The sequence below is a fragment of the Klebsiella sp. K5-45 genome (assembly GCF_030128605.1).
In the GTDB taxonomy this organism is placed as follows: Bacteria; Pseudomonadota; Gammaproteobacteria; order Enterobacterales; family Enterobacteriaceae; genus Klebsiella; species Klebsiella quasipneumoniae.
In genome coordinates, this window is sequence record NZ_JAKUZW010000007.1 from 241,846 (window position 1) to 262,004 (window position 20,159).

The window sequence follows — 20,159 nt, forward strand, 5'->3', positions numbered from 1 at the left end:
GCAACAGCGGCGCCGGGTTCTATATCAGACGCCGTACCTGGCATGTTGCCGGGCGGCGGTTTCGCCTGACCCGGCCTGGAGAATCCGTGCCAGCGGGCCGCATACCGAACCGCTACAGCGTATCCGCCGGTGGGATGCCGAAGTCGGGCATGCCGTCCTCTCTCCAGCTGACGAGTTTTAGCCGGGTATGACGATTGGGGTCATACAGCGGGTCGCCTTCAATCTCGGTGTAATTCCGCGCGTGGTAGACCAGCACATCTTCCCCCGCCGGCGTTTGGGTAAAACTATTATGGCCCGGGCCATACTGGCGGTTTTCATAGCTGGTCCGGAACACCGGCTGCGGGGCTTTATGCCAGTTTGCCGGCTGCAGCGGATCGGCCTGCCGGTCAATCCAGAGCAACCCCATGCAGTAGTTTTCGTCGGTGGCGCTGGCGGAATAGCTGATGAACAGCTTATCGCCATGCACCAGAACCGCGGGTCCTTCATTGACCTTAAATCCCCGGCACTCCCAGTCGAACTCCGGCTTGCTCAGCATGACCGGCTCGCCTTTTAGCGTCCACGGGTTGGCCATTTCAGCGAGATACAGGTTTGAGTTGCCCTCGATATGCGGCGATTTTTGCGCCCACAGGTACCAGCGTTTGCCCTGATGGATAAAGGTGGTGGCATCGAGGGCGAAGGTATCGAAAGGCGTGATCACCTGGCCTTTTACCTGCCAGCGGCCGGTCAGCGGATCGTTGTCGGCGCACTCGATCACGAACATACGATGCTGGAACATGCCCTGCGCATCCAGATCGTGGGTATGGGTGGCGGCAAAATAGATATACCACTTCCCGTCTATCTCATGTAGCTCCGGCGCCCAAATCAGCTGGCTCATCGGCCCGCTTTGCGGTGCGCGCCAGACCACTACCGGCTCCGCATCGCGTAATCCTTCAAGGGTCGCCGCGCGCCGGATCTCCAGCCGGTCGTATTCCGGCACCGAGGCAATAAAGTAGTAGTGATTAAGGTGGCGCAGAATAAAGGGATCTGCGCGCTGTTCAATAAAGGGGTTGGGCCAGTTATTCATCAGGCTTTCCTTACGTGTTCACTGGTTTTCAGTTCCTGGTATTCATTCAGCTCGCTGTAGTTGCTGCGGCGCTTCTCTAAATCGCTCTGGATCTGGCGCATCAGGGTGCGGTCAACTTTCAGCAGGCGCACCACGCCGGCGGTGATCAGGTAGCCGACGCCGGGGATAACCGAGAACAGCAGCACGATGCCGTTGAGGGCGGAGGCGCTTTGCGCTTTGGCGCCAGCGTCGTAGCCGTACCATGACAACAGGAATCCGACCATCGCCCCGGCGACCGCCAGGCCGACTTTGAGGAAGAACAGATTGCCGGAGAAGCTAATGCCGGTGATGCGCTTGCCGGTTTTCCACTCGCCGTAGTCGTCAACATCGGACATCAGCGACCAGTGCAGCGGGGAGGGAATCTGATGCAGGATGTTGAGCAGGAAGTAGAGCACCATAATCAGCGTGGTGGCGTGCGGATTAAAGAAATAGAAGGCGCAGGAGAAGATCGCCAGCACGATATTGGTCCAGAAGAAGACCTGCAGTTTGCACCAGCGGTCGGTGAGGACTTTTGCCAGCATGCTGCCAATCATCATCCCGACCACGCCGAGGCTGATAAACAGAGTGGCAAAATGGGTGCTTTGCCCCATTACCCAGGTGACGTAGTACATGGTGGCGGCCATGCGGATAAAGCCCGGACAGACGTTGCACAGCGTGAGCAACAGGATGCGTACCCACTGGTCATTTTTCCACACATCTTTGAGATCTTTTTTCAGTTCATCATTGGTCTGTACCGCCGGGTGGATGCGTTCGCGTACGGTAGCGAAGCAGAACAGGAACATACACATGCCGATGAAGGCCAGCACGGTCATCGCCATCTGATAGCCCTTCGCTTTATCGGCGCCGCCGAACCAGTCGGCCATTGGCAGCAGCGTTAATGACAGCAACAGCGTGGCGATACCCACCATCACGAAACGATAAGACTGGCAGGCAACGCGCTCTTTCGGATCGGCGGTCATCACCGTTCCCAGCGAGCAGTAGGGGATGTTAATCGCGGTATAGGTAATCGACAGCAGAAAGTAGGTGACAAACGCATAGATGACTTTGCTGTTATAGGTCCACTCAGGAGTGGTGAACATCAGGACGCTGAACAGGGCGTAGGGGAAAGCAATCCACAGCAGCCATGGACGAAAGCGGCCATATTTACTGCGGGTGCGGTCGGCGAGGGCGCCCATGATCGGGTCGGTCACCGCATCGATGACGCGCACCGACAGCAGCAGTACGCCCACCAGCGCCGGCGCCAGACCGAAAATATCGGTATAAAAATAGTTAACAAACAGCATGATGGCGCCAAAGATGATATTGCATCCGGCATCCCCCATCCCATAACCAATCTTTTCTTTTATTGAAAGTCTATTGTCTGCCATGTGCGGTCTCTCCGTTGCAGTATGGAGAGAATTATTGGCTGCTATCGAGAGAATTACGTTGCAGGAACGCGTTGACGATATGGATAAAAAAGCTATGGAGGGGAAAGTGTGAAGTAGATAACAATGCTCTGCGCCCGTCATTCAGGGAGGGGGCGCAGAGCAAAGAGAATTATTGATGAGATGTATTATTGTGCTTTTATGGTGGCGGCGGCTTTCTGTTTAAAGAGATAGCCCACGCCCAGCACGGCGATCCATACCGGGATCAGCCAAACGGAAATCGCCATCCCCGGGGTCATCAGCATAATTACCAGCACCGCGGCCATAAACAGCAGGCACACCCAGTTACCCAGCGGGTAGAAGAGGGCGGGGAAGCGAGTGGTGACCCTCTGCTGCTGTTTGGCGCGACGGAATTTGATATGCGCGAGGCTGATCATCGCCCAGTTGATCACCAGGGCGGAGACTACCAGCGCCATCAGCAGGCCAAATGCGGATTCCGGCGCCAGGTAGTTGATCAGCACACACAGGGCGGTGACCACGGCGGAGACGAGAATGGTATTCACTGGCACGCCGCGTTTGTCGACGCTGAGCAGCGCTTTCGGTGCGTTCCCCTGCTGGGCAAGACCGAACAGCATACGGCTGTTGCAGTAGACGCAGCTGTTATACACCGACAGGGCCGCCGTCAGCACCACTACGTTGAGGGCGTTTGCCACCAGCGTATCGCCAAGCTCATGGAAAATCAGGACGAACGGACTGGTGTCCGCAGTCACACGCGTCCACGGCAGAAGCGAGAGCAGGACCGCCAGCGAGCCAACATAGAAGATCAGGATACGGTAGATAACCTGGTTAGTGGCTTTCGGGATGCTTTGCTCCGGGTTATCCGCTTCCGCCGCGGTGATACCCACCAGCTCCAGACCGCCGAAGGAGAACATGATGATCGCCATCATCATTACCAGCCCGGTAAAGCCGTGCGGCAGGAACCCGCCTTGATCCCAGAGGTTACGTACCGTCGCCTGCGGGCCGCCGTTGCCGCTGAACAGCAGCCAGCCGCCGAACAAAATCATCGCCACAACGGCGACCACTTTGATAATGGCAAACCAGAACTCCATTTCCCCGAACACTTTCACGTTGGTCAGGTTAATGGCGTTGATGGCGATGAAGAAGACCGCCGCTGAGGCCCAGGTCGGGATTTCCGGCCACCAGAACTGGATATATTTGCCGACGGCAGTGAGTTCCGCCATGGCCACCAGGACATACAGCACCCAGTAGTTCCAGCCGGAGGCGAAGCCGGCAAAGCCGCCCCAGTATTTATAAGCAAAGTGGCTAAACGAACCGGCTACCGGCTCTTCCACCACCATTTCGCCCAGCTGACGCATGATCAGAAAGGCGATAAAACCGGCAATCGCGTAACCAAGAATGATACCCGGGCCGGCGGACTGAATGACGGACGCGCTCCCCAGAAACAGGCCGGTGCCGATAGCCCCGCCCAGCGCGATGAGCTGGATGTGGCGGTTTTTCAGGCCGCGCTTCAGCCGATCGCCGTGCTGTTGACCTTCCATATGAAACCTCGTGTGTGATTATTTTTTGTGTACGTCATCCGTCAGGTTGCTGCTTCACTGCTGTCCCTGCCAGAAAGCATAGCCAGCGAAAATTTGGGCGAAGTGGCCCACTTTTTACCTGAGTGATGGCGCGCACATATTGTTGTGTTTGTGTATGTAGCGACTTCCGTTTCTGTATTGTTTTGTTTACGGAAGGCGGTGCGGTAATTCAGAAAAAGGCCTTTCGTCTCAGGGAGAATAGTGGTAAGCGCGTTTGAATGCACCTGCTTTATGAAGGGATGATGACCATGTGTCTAAAAAGACATCAATAGACACATTCTGTATTATTCCGATGCATTGCTTCTTTGTGATTATTTATTCAATTGTATTGTCTTTATATTCATTTATTGGGTCGTTGAATCGGTTCAGATAGCGTAATTTTTCGTTTCCATTAAGTTAATGCTACCTCTTTATGAGTAAACGTAACATTTGTGCAAGGTTACATTTCTGAAATGTTATTTCTGTAAGGTTGTTAAAATGTCCGTCGTTTACTGATTTCAATCAAAACCTGTATGGACAGAAGGTGAATACTTTGTTACTTTAGCGCTACGAACTTTAAATTGGTAAGACCAATTGACTCCGGGCTAATGGCAGAGACAGGGAATATGGCCTACAGCAAAATCCGCCAACCAAAATTATCCGATGTGATAGAGCAGCAGCTGGAGTTTCTGATCCTTGAGGGGACCTTGCGCCCCGGTGAAAAACTCCCGCCTGAACGCGAACTGGCTAAACAGTTCGACGTTTCCCGCCCCTCGCTGCGTGAGGCGATTCAACGCCTCGAAGCCAAGGGCCTGTTGCTTCGTCGTCAGGGAGGTGGAACGTTTGTTCAGAGCCGCCTGTGGCAGAGCTTCAGCGATCCGCTGGTCGAGCTGCTGTCCGATCACCCTGAATCCCAATTCGATCTGCTTGAGACCCGTCACGCGCTGGAAGGCATTGCGGCTTATTACGCGGCGCTGCGCAGCAATGATGAAGATCGCGACCGTATCCGCGAGCTGCATCAGGCTATTGAGCGGGCTCAGCAGTCGGGCGATCTGGACGCTGAGTCCGGCGCCGTCGTCCAGTACCAAATCGCCGTCACCGAGGCGGCACACAATGTGGTTTTGCTCCATCTGCTAAGGTGTATGGAGCCGATGCTGGCGCAAAACGTGCGTCAGAACTTTGAATTGCTGTATGCCCGCCGGGAAATGCTCCCGTTGGTCAGCAACCATCGCACTCGCATTTTCGAGGCGATAATGGCCGGGGAGCCGGAGCAGGCGCGTGAGGCGTCGCACCGTCACCTGGCGTTCATTGAGGAAATTTTGCTGGACCGTAGCCGTGAGCAGAGTCGTAGAGAACGCTCGCTGCGTCGTTTACAGCAACGAAAGGACGAGAACTCCGGTTCTTAAGCGCCATTTTTAGAGCGCGGCAACTAAACGCAGAACCTGTCTTATTGAATTTTTGGTTGTTCAACGGTGAAGAACGAAGAGTTCAATGGGACAGGTTCCAGATTAATCAACGATTAGATAGATAAGGAATACCCCCCATGTCAGAACGTTTACCAAATGACGTGGATCCGATCGAAACTCGCGACTGGCTACAGGCGATCGAATCGGTCATCCGTGAAGAAGGTGTTGAGCGCGCTCAGTATCTTATTGACCAACTCCTTTCTGAAGCCCGCAAAGGCGGGGTGAAAGTGGCTGCTGGCGCATCGACCGGCGGTTACGTCAACACTATTGCCGTTGAAGATGAGCCGGAATATCCGGGTAATCTGGATCTGGAACGTCGTATCCGTTCTGCGATCCGCTGGAACGCCATCATGACCGTTCTGCGCGCATCGAAAAAAGATCTCGAACTGGGCGGCCACATGGCTTCTTTCCAGTCTTCCGCAACCTTCTACGAAGTGTGCTTCAACCACTTCTTCCGCGCACGCAATGAGCAGGATGGCGGCGACCTGGTGTACTTCCAGGGTCACATCTCTCCGGGCGTTTATGCGCGTGCGTTCCTGGAAGGTCGTCTGACTGAAGAGCAGATGAACAACTTCCGTCAGGAAGTTCACGGTAAAGGTCTGTCCTCTTATCCGCACCCGAAACTGATGCCGGAATTCTGGCAGTTCCCGACCGTTTCTATGGGCCTGGGCCCAATCGGGGCGATTTATCAGGCTAAATTCCTGAAATATCTGGAACACCGTGGTCTGAAAGACACCTCCAAACAAACCGTTTACGCGTTCCTGGGCGACGGTGAGATGGACGAGCCGGAATCTAAAGGCGCGATCACCATCGCGACCCGTGAGAAGCTCGACAACCTGGTGTTCGTTATCAACTGTAACCTGCAGCGTCTTGACGGTCCGGTCACCGGTAACGGCAAAATCATTAACGAACTGGAAGGCATCTTCGCGGGCGCTGGCTGGAACGTTATCAAGGTTATCTGGGGCGGTCGTTGGGATGAGCTGCTGCGTAAAGACACCAGCGGTAAGCTGATTCAGCTGATGGAAGAAACCGTTGACGGCGATTACCAGACCTTTAAATCCAAAGACGGCGCTTATGTGCGCGAGCACTTCTTCGGTAAATATCCGGAGACCGCTGCGCTGGTTGCCGACTGGACTGACGAGCAGATTTGGGCCCTGAACCGCGGTGGCCACGATCCGAAGAAAGTTTATGCTGCTCTGAAAAAAGCGCAGGAAACCAAAGGCAAAGCGACCGTTATCCTCGCCCATACCATCAAAGGTTACGGCATGGGTGACACTGCTGAAGGTAAGAACATCGCTCACCAGGTTAAGAAAATGAACATGGACGGCGTTCGCTACGTCCGCGATCGTTTCAACGTGCCGGTTGCCGATGCCGATCTGGAAAAACTGCCGTACGTCACCTTCCCGGAAGGTTCCGAAGAGCACACCTATCTGCACGCTCAGCGTCAGAAACTGCACGGCTATCTGCCGAGCCGTCAGCCGAACTTCACTGAGAAGCTGGAGCTGCCGACGCTGGAAGATTTCCGCCCGCTGCTGGAAGAGCAGAATAAAGAGATCTCTACCACTATCGCGTTCGTTCGTGCCCTGAACGTGATGCTGAAGAACAAATCCATCAAAGACCGCCTCGTGCCGATCATCGCCGACGAAGCGCGTACTTTCGGTATGGAAGGTCTGTTCCGTCAGATCGGTATCTACAGCCCGAACGGCCAGCAGTACACCCCGCAGGACCGTGAGCAGGTTGCATACTACAAAGAAGACGAGAAAGGTCAGATCCTGCAGGAAGGGATCAACGAGCTGGGCGCAGGCGCATCCTGGCTGGCTGCGGCGACCTCTTACAGCACCAACAACCTGCCGATGATCCCGTTCTACATCTACTACTCGATGTTCGGGTTCCAGCGTATCGGCGACCTGTGCTGGCAGGCAGGCGACCAGCAGGCTCGCGGCTTCCTGATCGGGGGTACTTCCGGTCGTACGACGCTGAACGGCGAAGGTCTGCAGCACGAAGATGGCCACAGCCATATTCAGTCTCTGACTATCCCGAACTGTATCTCTTACGATCCGTCCTACGCCTACGAAGTGGCGGTCATCATGCATGACGGCCTGGAGCGTATGTACGGTGAGAAACAAGAGAACGTTTACTACTACATCACTACCCTGAACGAAAACTACCACATGCCGGCCATGCCGGAAGGCGCCGAGGAAGGTATCCGCAAAGGTATCTACAAACTCGAAACCATCGAAGGTAGCAAAGGTAAAGTTCAGCTGCTGGGCTCCGGTTCTATCCTGCGTCACGTCCGTGAAGCAGCGCAGATCCTGGCGAAAGACTACGGCGTGGGCTCTGACGTGTACAGCGTCACCTCCTTCACCGAACTGGCGCGTGATGGCCAGGATTGCGAACGCTGGAACATGCTGCACCCGCTGGAAACCCCGCGTGTGCCGTACATCGCTCAGGTGATGAACGACGCTCCGGCAGTGGCATCCACTGACTATATGAAACTGTTCGCCGAGCAGGTTCGTACCTACGTACCGGCTGACGATTACCGCGTACTGGGTACCGATGGCTTCGGTCGTTCCGACAGCCGTGAAAACCTGCGTCACCACTTCGAAGTCGATGCTTCCTATGTGGTCGTTGCAGCGCTGGGCGAACTGGCTAAACGTGGTGAAATCGATAAGAAAGTGGTTGCGGACGCAATTACCAAATTCAACATCGATGCAGAAAAAGTTAACCCGCGTCTGGCGTAAGAGGTAAAAGAATAATGGCTATCGAAATCAAAGTACCGGACATCGGGGCTGATGAAGTTGAAATCACCGAGATTCTGGTCAAAGTGGGCGACAAAGTTGAAGCTGAACAGTCGCTGATCACCGTAGAAGGCGATAAAGCCTCTATGGAAGTCCCGTCTCCGCAGGCTGGCGTCGTGAAAGAGATTAAAGTCTCCGTCGGCGATAAAACCGAGACTGGCAAACTGATTATGATTTTCGATTCCGCCGAGGGTGCAGCAGCCGCTGCACCTGCGCAGGAAGAGAAGAAAGAAGCCGCTCCGGCCGCCGCTGCTCCAGCAGCTGCCGCGGCAGCGAAAGACGTGAACGTGCCGGACATCGGCGGTGACGAAGTTGAAGTCACTGAAATTCTGGTGAAAGTGGGCGATACCGTTGCGGCTGAGCAGTCTCTGATCACCGTCGAAGGCGATAAAGCCTCGATGGAAGTGCCGGCGCCGTTCGCGGGTACCGTGAAAGAGATCAAGATCAACACCGGCGATAAAGTGTCCACCGGCTCCCTGATCATGATCTTCGAAGTGGCGGGCGCTGCGCCTGCTGCCGCACCTGCTCAGGCTGCTGCTCCGGCGGCGGCTGCTCCAGCTGCGGCTGGCGGTGCGAAAGACGTTAACGTACCGGACATCGGCGGCGACGAAGTTGAAGTGACCGAAGTGATGGTAAAAGTCGGCGATAAAGTGGCTGCTGAGCAGTCCCTGATCACCGTCGAAGGCGACAAAGCGTCTATGGAAGTGCCGGCGCCGTTCGCGGGCACCGTCAAAGAGATCAAAATCAGCACCGGCGATAAAGTCAAAACCGGCTCCCTGATCATGGTCTTCGAAGTGGAAGGCGCTGCGCCTGCCGCCGCACCGGCTCAGGCGGCTGCGCCGGCACCGGCTGCAGCTCCGGCTCAGGCCGCTAAGCCTGCCGCGGCACCGGCTGCGAAAGCGGAAGGTAAAACCGAATTCGCTGAAAACGACGCTTACGTCCACGCCACTCCGCTGATTCGCCGTCTGGCGCGCGAGTTCGGCGTTAACCTGGCGAAAGTGAAAGGCACCGGCCGTAAAGGTCGTATCCTGCGCGAAGACGTTCAGGCTTACGTGAAAGACGCTGTTAAGCGTGCTGAATCCGCACCGGCGGCTGCCGCTGGCGGCGGTATCCCGGGCATGCTGCCATGGCCGAAGGTTGACTTCAGCAAGTTCGGCGAAATCGAAGAAGTGGAGCTGGGCCGTATCCAGAAAATTTCTGGTGCCAACCTGAGCCGTAACTGGGTCATGATCCCGCACGTTACGCACTTCGATAAAACCGATATCACCGATCTGGAAGCGTTCCGTAAGCAGCAGAACGCCGAAGCTGAGAAGCGTAAACTGGATGTGAAATTCACCCCGGTTGTCTTCATCATGAAAGCCGTGGCCGCTGCGCTTGAGCAGATGCCGCGCTTCAACAGCTCGCTCTCCGAAGATGGTCAGCGTCTGACGCTGAAGAAATACATCAACATCGGTGTGGCGGTGGATACCCCGAACGGTCTGGTGGTTCCGGTCTTTAAAGACGTGAACAAGAAGAGCATCACCGAGCTGTCTCGTGAACTGACCACCATCTCGAAGAAAGCGCGCGATGGCAAACTGACGGCGGGCGAAATGCAGGGCGGTTGCTTCACCATCTCCAGCATCGGCGGCCTGGGTACCACCCACTTCGCGCCGATTGTTAATGCGCCGGAAGTGGCCATCCTCGGCGTGTCTAAGTCCGCGATGGAGCCGGTATGGAATGGTAAAGAGTTCGTGCCGCGTCTGATGCTGCCGATTTCTCTGTCCTTCGACCACCGCGTCATCGACGGTGCTGATGGTGCCCGCTTCATTACCATCATCAACAACACCCTGAGCGACATTCGCCGCCTGGTGATGTAATTGAAAAAGCCGGCCTGACGGCCGGCTTTTTTCTGATAACCTCAGGCTGTTTGGGATTATCAGCAACAAACGACAAAATCGTTTGCCGTTTGTTGTTTAAAAATTGTTAACAATTTTGTAAAATACACGCGGATAGAACGTCCCGGTGGACTTGGGCGTAAAAATAATAGCGTCAGACCCGCCGGATATAAATTACAGAGGTCATGATGAGTACTGAAATCAAAACTCAGGTCGTGGTACTTGGGGCAGGTCCTGCAGGCTACTCTGCAGCCTTCCGTTGCGCTGATTTAGGTCTGGAAACCGTCATCGTAGAACGTTACAGCACCCTCGGTGGGGTGTGCCTGAACGTGGGTTGTATCCCTTCTAAAGCGCTGCTGCACGTGGCAAAAGTTATCGAAGAAGCGAAAGCGCTGGCCGAACACGGCATCGTTTTCGGCGAACCGAAAACTGACATTGACAAGATCCGCACCTGGAAAGAAAAAGTCATCACTCAGCTGACCGGTGGTCTGGCTGGCATGGCCAAAGGGCGTAAAGTGAAGGTGGTTAACGGTCTGGGTAAATTCACCGGCGCTAACACCCTGGAAGTGGAAGGCGAAAACGGCAAAACCGTGATCAACTTCGACAACGCTATCATCGCGGCGGGCTCCCGTCCGATTCAACTGCCATTTATTCCGCATGAAGATCCGCGCGTATGGGACTCCACCGACGCCCTGGAGCTGAAATCTGTGCCGAAACGCATGCTGGTCATGGGCGGCGGTATCATCGGTCTGGAAATGGGTACCGTATACCATGCGCTGGGTTCAGAGATCGACGTGGTTGAAATGTTCGACCAGGTCATCCCGGCTGCCGATAAAGATGTGGTGAAAGTCTTCACCAAACGCATCAGCAAGAAATTCAACCTGATGCTGGAAACCAAAGTGACTGCCGTTGAAGCAAAAGAAGACGGTATTTATGTTTCCATGGAAGGCAAAAAAGCGCCGGCGGAAGCACAGCGTTACGACGCCGTGCTGGTGGCTATCGGCCGCGTACCGAACGGTAAAAACCTCGACGCAGGCAAAGCGGGCGTGGAAGTTGACGATCGTGGCTTCATCCGCGTTGACAAACAAATGCGCACCAACGTGCCGCACATCTTTGCTATCGGCGATATCGTCGGTCAGCCGATGCTGGCGCACAAAGGCGTCCACGAAGGTCACGTTGCCGCAGAAGTTATCTCCGGCCTGAAGCACTACTTCGATCCGAAAGTGATCCCATCGATCGCCTACACCGAGCCAGAAGTGGCATGGGTGGGTCTGACCGAGAAAGAAGCGAAAGAGAAAGGCATCAGCTACGAAACCGCCACCTTCCCGTGGGCTGCTTCCGGCCGTGCTATCGCTTCCGACTGCGCAGACGGCATGACCAAACTGATCTTCGACAAAGAGACCCACCGTGTTATCGGTGGCGCGATTGTCGGCACCAACGGCGGCGAGCTGCTGGGTGAGATCGGCCTGGCTATCGAGATGGGCTGTGACGCTGAAGACATCGCGCTGACTATCCACGCTCACCCGACTCTGCACGAGTCTGTTGGCCTGGCGGCAGAAGTATTCGAAGGCAGCATCACCGACCTGCCGAATGCCAAAGCGAAGAAAAAGTAACTTTTTCTTTCAGGCAAAAAGCATAAGCGGCTCCCGGAGCCGCTTTTTTTATGCCTGATGTTTAGAACTATGTCGCTATTCATAAACCGCTACACCTCATGCATACTTTGTAAATAGTCACTCTGTAAACTTATAGGCAGTTAACGATATCAATAAGGTGTGTGATGAAACGCTTTTTAACCACAGCGCTGGTCGCAGCAGCGTGCTTATCCGGTGTCGCCTGCGCGGCTGACGCCACGATTCCGTGGGCGGATAACAGCGGTGGTACGGAAACGACCCATATTGCGGCGATGGGCCAGGATCTGAATGCTCAGCATCAGCAAGTGACCAAGACCAGTGAAGGAGTATGGGCGGCGAATTCCGGCAGCATCAGCGCTGACGAATCGGCATTGTCCAGTACAAAACCAGCCTTTGCCGGCGATCCGTCGCTGATGCCCCACCAGGGCTAAGTGAATGAAAACGCCCGGTTGCGTGTACGTAACCGGGCGTTTTTTTATGGATTGACCACCTGCCAGCCGGCGTCAGCGTCGGGGGCAAAGCGCGTTATCGCCTGGGCCTTTGCCGCGCTCTCTTCACCGAGATTGGCCTGATAAACGGTATCGTGCTGATCGATCATAAAGCTCATCACGCCGGTTTCCCCCCACGCCACCGGCCACGCCAGCAAGGCGACGCTCTGCTCATCTCTACCGGTGATAATGCGGAAGCGGTAGCCATGGTAGCCGCTGCCGGGAACCGTCGGGCTAAAGGCTGGCCCAAGCGGACTTGGCGCTTCGCCCGGCGAGGTGGGCCAGTACAGACCATCTTTTTTGCCTTCGCTACTGATGATTTTCTGCGCCCAGCGGTGGTTCAGTTGATAGTAATCCTGCTGGGCGTCAACGTAGGCATGCATGGCGGCTATCGCCGACAGTTCATTACGGCCGATAGCGCGGGTGAGGATCTCTTCTTCACCAGCGGCCATATCAAAGCGCCAGCCCTGGGATGCTTTGACGATGGGGACTGGCAGCCGCCATGCTTCGCTACCGACGTCGAGCCAGGCTTTTTCACCCTGCTGCACAATCACATGTTTCACCTGCCAGTCGCGCTGGAAGCGGTCGACGGCAGTGGGGTCGATCCCGTCGGGGGGTAAAAAATGCTGCCAGTTATCGCCAAGCACTTCACTCAGCGCCGCATCATTTTGCTGGCCGATCGCCTCGGCCAGCGCGCTTGCGGCCTGCTCGGGGGTGGCATACTGCTGCTGGGCGAAGGCGGCAAGCGGCGACAGCATTAACGTGAACAGGGCAATTGGTAATGGGTTTCTCATTCTGCTCATCCTCAGCGGCGGCGTAGTTCATGGTGTTCAGAAAGACGCTCTCTGGCGCCGTCGCGCTGCTCGCGGTTTACGCTGGAAAACTGACGACTCTGCCGTCCCCGTTCCTGCTGCGCTTGCCAGGAGGGGGCGCGGCTTTCGTTGCCGCTAAGGGCGCTGGCGCGCAGATGACTGACCGTCTGCTGACGCTGGGCTGGCGTGGCAGACTGGAGCTGCTGCCGGCGCTGTTGCTGCTGCGGTGTAGTATTCTGCTCGCGGCTCTTAATGGTTTCCCTACGCTGCTGTTGCTGCGGCGTCGGGTTTTTCAACTGCGCTTTCGCCGCGTCTCGACGCTGCTGGGTCGATGTCGGCTCGCTGTCGTAACCGCGGTAGTTGCTGCGCTGGGTGGCTTGTTTCAACTGCGCCGAGGCCGCCTGACGCTGGGCATCGCGCGAGGCGGTGTTTGCCGCCAGGTTGCCCGCCGTGGCGGTCGGCGCGCTGCGCTGCTGAAGCTGGGTCATCGCCGCCTGGCGCTGCGCCTCACGATCGACCGGCGCATGCTGGGTCGCGCTCAGTCCGCCGGATACGTTGGTCTGATGAAAGCGCTGGGCGACGGTATTATCGGGGTATGGCACGTGACCGCGATAGGCGGGATTGTGCTGCCAGTTTACGCGGTCGCCCGGCAGGTTTTGTCCGGTAATGCGGTTAAAGTTATTCACATTGATATTGATGTTATCGCCATTATGCGAGTAATCCCCGCGGTGGTAGTCGTCATCGTGATGGTGGTAGTCATCATCATCATCCCAGTCGATGCTGCTGAACAGCGCCCAGGTGGTCGCCACGCCCAGGCTGTAACCGAAGCCTTTGACGAAGCTATCGGTAAACTGCTCCCCGGGAGGGGGCGGCAGATAGACCGGAGGATATGCGCTGTTCGGCCAGGTACCATAGACGGTGGAGGGGTTGTAGTTGGGAACATAGACCACCTGCGGATCGGTCGGTTCTATTTTTATGACCTGGGTTGGCGCAGGCGCCGCCGCGGTAGTGCTTGACGTTGATACGGTGCTGCTTTTCGAAGTGGTGGCCGGCACAGGCGCCGCTGCGGCGACAATCACTTTTTGCTGCGGCGTAGATTTCAGCGTCCCTGTCTGCTGGGCGATGGCACGCAGACGCTGCACCGAGTCCATCACATCATGCGGCTGGGCCAAAAACGCATTACCCAGATTTTCCACCCAGGGCGGATTCTCGCCCATCATCGCCAGCAGGGCAGGGAAAGCGACAAGCGATTTGACGCTGGGATCCCATGGCTGGCTGGCAACTGCCTGAACGGCGGGATCCCCTTTCATGGTGGGGTTATCCTGGGACCACTGCACCGCCTGCATGACGTTGTCCGGGTAGGTGGAAGCCATCAGCACCTGCGACAGCAGACTGTCCGGGTAGAGCGCGATGGGGGCAACCCACTGGTCAATCTGCGCCTGGGTGTAGGTGGCGGCCACCGGCTCCGCGGCGGCGGGTGCGGCTGGCGTTGGCGCTGGCGCAGGCTGCGCCGTCGGCTGAGTGACCGTCTCTGGAGTACGGCTTTGCACATAGAGTGTTCCCGCCGCCGCGAGTAAGCCAGCGCTACAGAGCAGGGTGATAATATGGGGTTTGAACGGCAGTGACATAGAAGCTCCTGACCCAAAAAGTAACCCATCTCGCTAAAGTATCGGCGAAAACGGCGCGTTTGCTGAGTATAAGTAAGCGGTATGGCTTTTTATTGATGATTGTTGGGATCGGCCCATGGCGTTGTACGCGGAAAGGAATTTTTGTCGCGGGATTTGAACAGAAAGCCTGCAATATCCTGCCCTTAACGATTCAGCTAAATTTTAATGTTGCTTTTTTGTAAACAGATTAACACCTTTCAAAAATCCTGCTATGCTGCCGACGCGGTATCGGGCATTTACCCTACAAACTGCTGTCTCACAGGAGCGTGAAGAAAATCGCCCAGCCACTAAATCCTTCAAGATGCGTCAAGGCGGCAAACTGCCAATACCGAAGCAGATTGATTGAAGAGGTGTAGGCCGCATTATGACAATGAGAAGCGAGGAGAACCGTCGTGCTAGAAGAATACCGTAAGCACGTAGCTGAGCGTGCCGCCATGGGGATTGTTGCCAAACCCTTAGATGCAACCCAAATGGCCGCGCTGGTAGAACTGCTGAAAAACCCGCCTGCGGGCGAAGAAGAATTCCTGTTAGACCTGCTGATTAACCGTGTACCGCCGGGCGTCGACGAAGCCGCCTATGTTAAAGCTGGATTCCTTGCCGCGATCGCCAAAGGCGAAACGACCTCCCCCCTGGTTACCCCTGAAAAAGCCGTTGAACTGCTGGGCACCATGCAGGGTGGTTACAATATCCACCCGCTGATCGATGCCCTGGACGACGCGAAACTGGCGCCGATTGCCGCGAAAGCGCTGTCCCATACTCTGCTAATGTTCGATAACTTCTACGACGTGGAAGAGAAAGCGAAAGCGGGTAACGAGCACGCTAAACAGGTTATGCAATCCTGGGCCGACGCTGAGTGGTTCCTGAACCGCCCGCAGCTGGCAGAAAAAATCACCGTTACCGTTTTCAAGGTGACTGGCGAAACGAACACCGACGACCTGTCTCCGGCGCCGGATGCCTGGTCGCGTCCGGATATCCCGCTGCACGCCCTGGCGATGCTGAAAAACGCCCGCGAAGGCATTGAACCGGATCAGCCGGGCGTGGTTGGCCCGATCAAACAGATCGAAGCCCTGCAGCAGAAAGGCTACCCGCTGGCCTACGTTGGCGACGTGGTCGGGACCGGCTCTTCACGTAAATCGGCCACCAACTCGGTGCTGTGGTTTATGGGCGACGATATCCCGAACGTGCCGAACAAGCGCGGCGGCGGCCTGTGCCTGGGCGGCAAAATCGCGCCAATCTTCTTCAACACCATGGAAGATGCGGGCGCGCTGCCTATCGAAGTGGATGTGTCAAACCTGAACATGGGCGACGTCATCGACGTTTACCCGTTCAAAGGCGAAGTGCGTAATCACGAAACCAACGAACTGCTGGCCAGCTTCGAACTGAAAACCGATGTGCTGATCGACGAAGTCCGTGCCGGCGGCCGTATCCCGCTGATCATCGGTCGCGGCCTGACCACCAAAGCACGTGAAGCGCTGGGTCTGCCGCACAGCGATGTCTTCCGTCAGGCGAAAGACGTGGCGGAAAGCACCCGCGGCTTCTCTCTGGCGCAGAAAATGGTTGGCCGCGCCTGCGGCGTTGCCGGTATCCGCCCGGGCGCCTACTGCGAGCCGAAAATGACCTCCGTCGGTTCTCAGGACACCACCGGTCCAATGACCCGTGATGAACTGAAAGACCTGGCGTGCCTGGGCTTCTCCGCTGACCTGGTGATGCAGTCCTTCTGCCACACTGCGGCCTATCCGAAGCCGGTTGACGTCACCACGCATCATACTCTGCCGGACTTCATTATGAACCGCGGCGGCGTCTCGCTGCGTCCGGGCGATGGCGTGATCCACTCCTGGCTGAACCGCATGCTGCTGCCGGATACCGTGGGCACCGGCGGCGACTCCCACACCCGTTTCCCCATCGGGATCTCCTTCCCGGCGGGCTCTGGTCTGGTGGCCTTCGCCGCCGCGACCGGCGTGATGCCGCTGGATATGCCGGAATCGGTGCTGGTGCGTTTCAAAGGTAAAATGCAGCCGGGGATTACGCTGCGCGACCTGGTTCACGCTATCCCGCTGTACGCCATCAAGCAGGGCCTGCTGACCGTTGAGAAGAAAGGTAAGAAAAACATCTTCTCTGGCCGCATCCTTGAGATTGAAGGCCTGCCGGATCTGAAAGTGGAGCAGGCGTTCGAGCTGACCGATGCCTCTGCTGAACGTTCTGCTGCAGGTTGCACCATCAAGCTGAACAAAGAGCCGATCGTTGAGTATCTGAACTCCAACATCGTCCTGCTGAAGTGGATGATTGCCGAAGGCTACGGCGATCGCCGCACTCTGGAGCGTCGTATTCAGGGTATGGAAAAATGGCTGGCGGATCCGCAGCTGCTGGAAGCCGATGCTGACGCGGAATACGCGGCAGTAATCGACATCGATTTGGCGGATATCAAAGAGCCGATCCTGTGCGCGCCGAACGATCCGGACGATGCCCGCCTGCTGTCTGATGTGCAGGGCGAGAAGATCGACGAAGTGTTCATCGGCTCCTGCATGACCAACATCGGCCACTTTCGTGCCGCCGGTAAGCTGCTGGACAGCCACAAAGGCCAGCTGCCGACTCGCCTGTGGGTGGCGCCGCCAACCCGTATGGACGCCGCGCAGCTGACCGAAGAAGGTTACTACAGCGTATTTGGTAAGAGCGGGGCGCGTATCGAAATCCCTGGCTGTTCCCTGTGTATGGGTAACCAGGCGCGCGTGGCCGACGGCGCGACGGTGGTTTCCACCTCTACCCGTAACTTCCCGAACCGTTTAGGTACCGGCGCTAACGTCTATCTGGCCTCTGCCGAACTGGCGGCGGTAGCTTCTCTGCTCGGTAAACTGCCGACGCCGGAAGAGTACCAGACCTTCGTGGCTCAGGTGGATAAGACAGCGGAAGATACCTATCGCTATCTGAACTTCAACCAGCTGGATCAGTACACTGAAAAAGCTGACGGCGTGATCTTCCAGACCGCGGTGTAAAACCATTCGGTCAGCCCAGCTGACCGTTTGGCTACAAACTCCTCAATGCCCGGTGAACATTGCATCACCGGGCATTTTTATTTCCAAACCTCCTGCCTGTTACGCTTTTTTTCTTTCGGTCTGCTGCGATAATTACTCCATGGGTACAGTGCAGCGGTGACGCATTGCCCTTGCAGAGGAAAAGACGATGGACTACGAATTTCTGCGCGATATTACCGGAGTGGTAAAGGTGCGAATGTCGATGGATCACGAGGCGATTGGCCACTGGTTCAACGAGGAGGTGAAAGACAATCTTGCTCTGCTTGACGAAGTGGAGCAGGCTGCGCGCACCGTGAAAGGCAGTGAACGTTCCTGGCAGCGTGCCGGACATGAATATACGCTGTGGCTGGATGGCGAAGAGGTGATGATCCGCGCCAATCAGCTGGAATTTTCCGGCGACGAAATCGAGGAGGGGATGAGCTACTACGATGAAGAAAGCCTCTCTCTGTGCGGCATTGAGGATTTCCTGCAGGTAGTTGCCGCCTATCGTGAGTTTATGCAGCAGCGTTGATGACTTATTTTGCGCCGGGCTGCGGAAAAGCGTAGCCTTGCTAAGCGTCGCGTGCGCAGGGCACATCCCCGGGTCGCGACGAGTACCTTGCCCCGGCTACCAGCCGGCGCAGAACCCAGGCCCGGCAAGCACAAGCGCCGCCGGGCATTTGAGGCATTACACGGCAGGAATATTGCGGCCGTAGTAAATCTCGCGCATCTCTTTCCACAGCAGGTCGGTAATGACCTTGCGCTCTTCAGCGGTCAACTCTTCCGGTCGGGTATGGAACATGTAGTGCTTAAGGTCAAACTCCTTGAGCAACATTTTGGTATGGAAGATATTTTCCTGGTAAACGTTGACGTCGACCATGTCATACAGCGACTTCATATCGTCAGACATAAAGTTCTGAATTGAGTTGATTTCATGATCGATAAAATGCTTCATCCCATTGATGTCGCGGGTAAAGCCGCGCACGCGGTAGTCAATGGTTACAATGTCCGATTCCAGCTGGTGGATCAGATAGTTCAGCGCTTTGAGCGGTGAAATAACCCCGCAGGTAGAGACTTCGATATCGGCGCGGAAGGTGCACAGACCGCCTTCCGGGTGGCTCTCCGGATAGGTATGCACGCAGATATGGCTTTTATCGAGATGGGCGACCACGGTTTCAGGTAGTGGGCCGGGGTGTTCGGTCTGGTCGATAAGCCGCGGGTCGACGGGCTCTTCGCTAACCAGAATGGTCACGCTGGCGCCCTGGGGTTCATAATCCTGGCGGGCGATATTCAGGATATTAGCGCCAATAATAGAGCAGGTTTCGGTCAGGATCTCTGTCAGGCGATTGGCGTTATAGAGTTCGTCGATATAGGCGATGTAGCCGTCGCGCTCTTCTGCCGTTTTGGCGTAACAGATATCGTAGATACAAAAACTCAGGCTTTTGGTCAGGTTGTTAAAGCCGTGCAGCTTCAATTTTTTCAATTTAGTTCACCCCCTTATTTCGCTTCACGGTGCGGACAGAGCATCATGCAGATATTGTGGTAAGGCGAAGGCCGCCGTATGGATTGCCGGATTGTAGTAACGGCAGGTCAGGTTGGCTTTGTGAAAGCGCGCCTGAATGATTTCGCTGGAAAGATGGCGCAGCGCCTCGTTGTCGCTCGCCCAGGCAAAGGTCATGATCCCGCCGTAATAGGTCGGAATCGCCGCCTGGTAGAAGCTGACGTCGCGAAAATAGTGGCTCAGCTTACGATGACTGCCCACCGCTTCGTCCTGCTGCAAGAAGCAGACGCCGTTCTGCGCAACGAAAATTCCTCCCGGCTTCAGGCAGCGTTTGCAGCCTTCATAAAAAGCCGAGGTGAAGAGGCTTTCCCCCGGGCCGATAGGATCGGTACAGTCCGAAATGATCACGTCAAACGTTTGCGTCGTCTGGTTAACAAAATTGACGCCATCATCAATCACCAGCGTAAAGCGCGGATCGTCATAGGCGCCGGCGCTATGGTTGGGCAGGTACTGGCGGCAGAATGAGACCACTCCGGCGTCGATTTCCACCATGGTGATACTTTCGATGCTGCGGTGACGAGAGACTTCGCGCAGCATCGCGCCATCGCCGCCGCCGATGATCAGGACATGCTTCGCGTTGCCGTGAGCCAACAGCGGCACGTGGGTCATCATTTCGTGATAGATAAACTCATCGCGTTCGGTGGTCTGCACGACGCCATCCAGCGCCATTACCCGGCCAAAGGCGCGGTTGTCAAAGATGATCAGATCCTGATGATCGGTTTTTTCGTGGTACAGCACGTTATCAACGCTAAAGTACTGACCAAAATGGTCATGCAGCGTTTCATGCCACAGTGGATTATCGGCCACGGTG

14 protein-coding genes are annotated in these 20,159 nt (G+C 56.1%); 7 read left to right on the top strand and 7 right to left on the bottom strand.

Going from position 1 to position 20,159, the window contains the following annotated elements; genetic code table 11:
- Positions 1–112: 112 nt before the first annotated feature.
- The 3 genes from MKS11_RS16775 to aroP form a co-directional block, all read right to left on the bottom strand.
- Positions 113–1,063 carry a family 43 glycosylhydrolase gene (locus tag MKS11_RS16775; protein ID WP_087771092.1) on the bottom strand — a complete coding sequence of 317 codons (951 nt, stop codon included), beginning with the start codon at positions 1,061–1,063 and terminating at the stop codon, positions 113–115.
- Positions 1,063–2,469 carry a glycoside-pentoside-hexuronide (GPH):cation symporter gene (locus tag MKS11_RS16780; protein WP_017901173.1) on the bottom strand — a complete coding sequence of 469 codons (1,407 nt, stop codon included), beginning with the start codon at positions 2,467–2,469 and terminating at the stop codon, positions 1,063–1,065. The genes MKS11_RS16775 and MKS11_RS16780 overlap by 1 nt, the downstream gene beginning before the upstream one ends.
- Positions 2,470–2,654: 185 nt before the next feature.
- Positions 2,655–4,025 (bottom strand): aromatic amino acid transporter AroP, encoded by a 1,371-nt coding sequence (gene aroP, locus MKS11_RS16785; RefSeq protein ID WP_087771093.1) that lies wholly within the window; start codon positions 4,023–4,025, stop codon positions 2,655–2,657.
- A gap of 644 nt (positions 4,026–4,669) precedes the next feature.
- Here aroP and pdhR point away from each other — a divergent pair.
- From pdhR to MKS11_RS16810, 5 genes are all read left to right on the top strand, one after another.
- Positions 4,670–5,449, top strand: coding sequence for a pyruvate dehydrogenase complex transcriptional repressor PdhR (gene pdhR, locus MKS11_RS16790; protein WP_002888699.1), 780 nt, complete (start codon positions 4,670–4,672; stop codon positions 5,447–5,449).
- Positions 5,450–5,586: 137 nt separating this feature from the next.
- Positions 5,587–8,250, top strand: a complete 2,664-nt coding sequence (aceE, locus tag MKS11_RS16795) for a pyruvate dehydrogenase (acetyl-transferring), homodimeric type (protein WP_004204365.1) — start codon at positions 5,587–5,589, stop codon at positions 8,248–8,250.
- Between the two features lie 14 nt (positions 8,251–8,264).
- Positions 8,265–10,163: a pyruvate dehydrogenase complex dihydrolipoyllysine-residue acetyltransferase gene (gene aceF / locus MKS11_RS16800; RefSeq protein WP_049092528.1), complete on the top strand. Its 1,899-nt coding sequence runs from the start codon at positions 8,265–8,267 to the stop codon at positions 10,161–10,163.
- 206 nt (positions 10,164–10,369) lie between these two features.
- Positions 10,370–11,794: a dihydrolipoyl dehydrogenase gene (lpdA, locus tag MKS11_RS16805; protein ID WP_002888731.1), complete on the top strand. Its 1,425-nt coding sequence runs from the start codon at positions 10,370–10,372 to the stop codon at positions 11,792–11,794.
- A 164-nt stretch (positions 11,795–11,958) separates the two neighbouring features.
- A complete protein-coding gene (locus MKS11_RS16810; protein WP_004204367.1) occupies positions 11,959–12,243 on the top strand; it encodes a hypothetical protein in 285 nt (94 codons plus the stop codon).
- Positions 12,244–12,287: 44 nt separating this feature from the next.
- Here the strand turns inward: MKS11_RS16810 and MKS11_RS16815 are convergent, their stop codons facing one another.
- The gene (locus tag MKS11_RS16815; RefSeq protein ID WP_017901170.1) at positions 12,288–13,094 is read right to left on the bottom strand and encodes a DUF2950 family protein; all 807 of its coding nucleotides are present in this window, start codon (positions 13,092–13,094) and stop codon (positions 12,288–12,290) included.
- A gap of 11 nt (positions 13,095–13,105) precedes the next feature.
- Entirely contained in the window at positions 13,106–14,740 is a 1,635-nt protein-coding gene (locus tag MKS11_RS16820; protein WP_087771094.1) for a DUF3300 domain-containing protein, read from the bottom strand.
- Between the two features lie 431 nt (positions 14,741–15,171).
- Between MKS11_RS16820 and acnB the strand changes: the two genes are divergently transcribed.
- On the top strand, positions 15,172–17,769 hold the full coding sequence (gene acnB / locus MKS11_RS16825; RefSeq protein WP_004204372.1) for a bifunctional aconitate hydratase 2/2-methylisocitrate dehydratase: 2,598 nt from the start codon (positions 15,172–15,174) through the stop codon (positions 17,767–17,769).
- Between the two features lie 187 nt (positions 17,770–17,956).
- Positions 17,957–18,319, top strand: a complete 363-nt coding sequence (yacL, locus tag MKS11_RS16830) for a protein YacL (RefSeq protein ID WP_023319739.1) — start codon at positions 17,957–17,959, stop codon at positions 18,317–18,319.
- A gap of 156 nt (positions 18,320–18,475) precedes the next feature.
- On the opposite strand, the gene speD is transcribed toward yacL, so the two are convergent.
- Both speD and speE read right to left on the bottom strand, forming a co-directional pair.
- Complete coding sequence (gene speD, locus MKS11_RS16835) at positions 18,476–19,270, bottom strand: adenosylmethionine decarboxylase (RefSeq protein ID WP_023319740.1); 795 nt, start codon at positions 19,268–19,270, stop codon at positions 18,476–18,478.
- Between the two features lie 24 nt (positions 19,271–19,294).
- Entirely contained in the window at positions 19,295–20,155 is an 861-nt protein-coding gene (speE, locus tag MKS11_RS16840; RefSeq protein WP_032455562.1) for a polyamine aminopropyltransferase, read from the bottom strand.
- Positions 20,156–20,159: the final 4 nt, after the last annotated feature.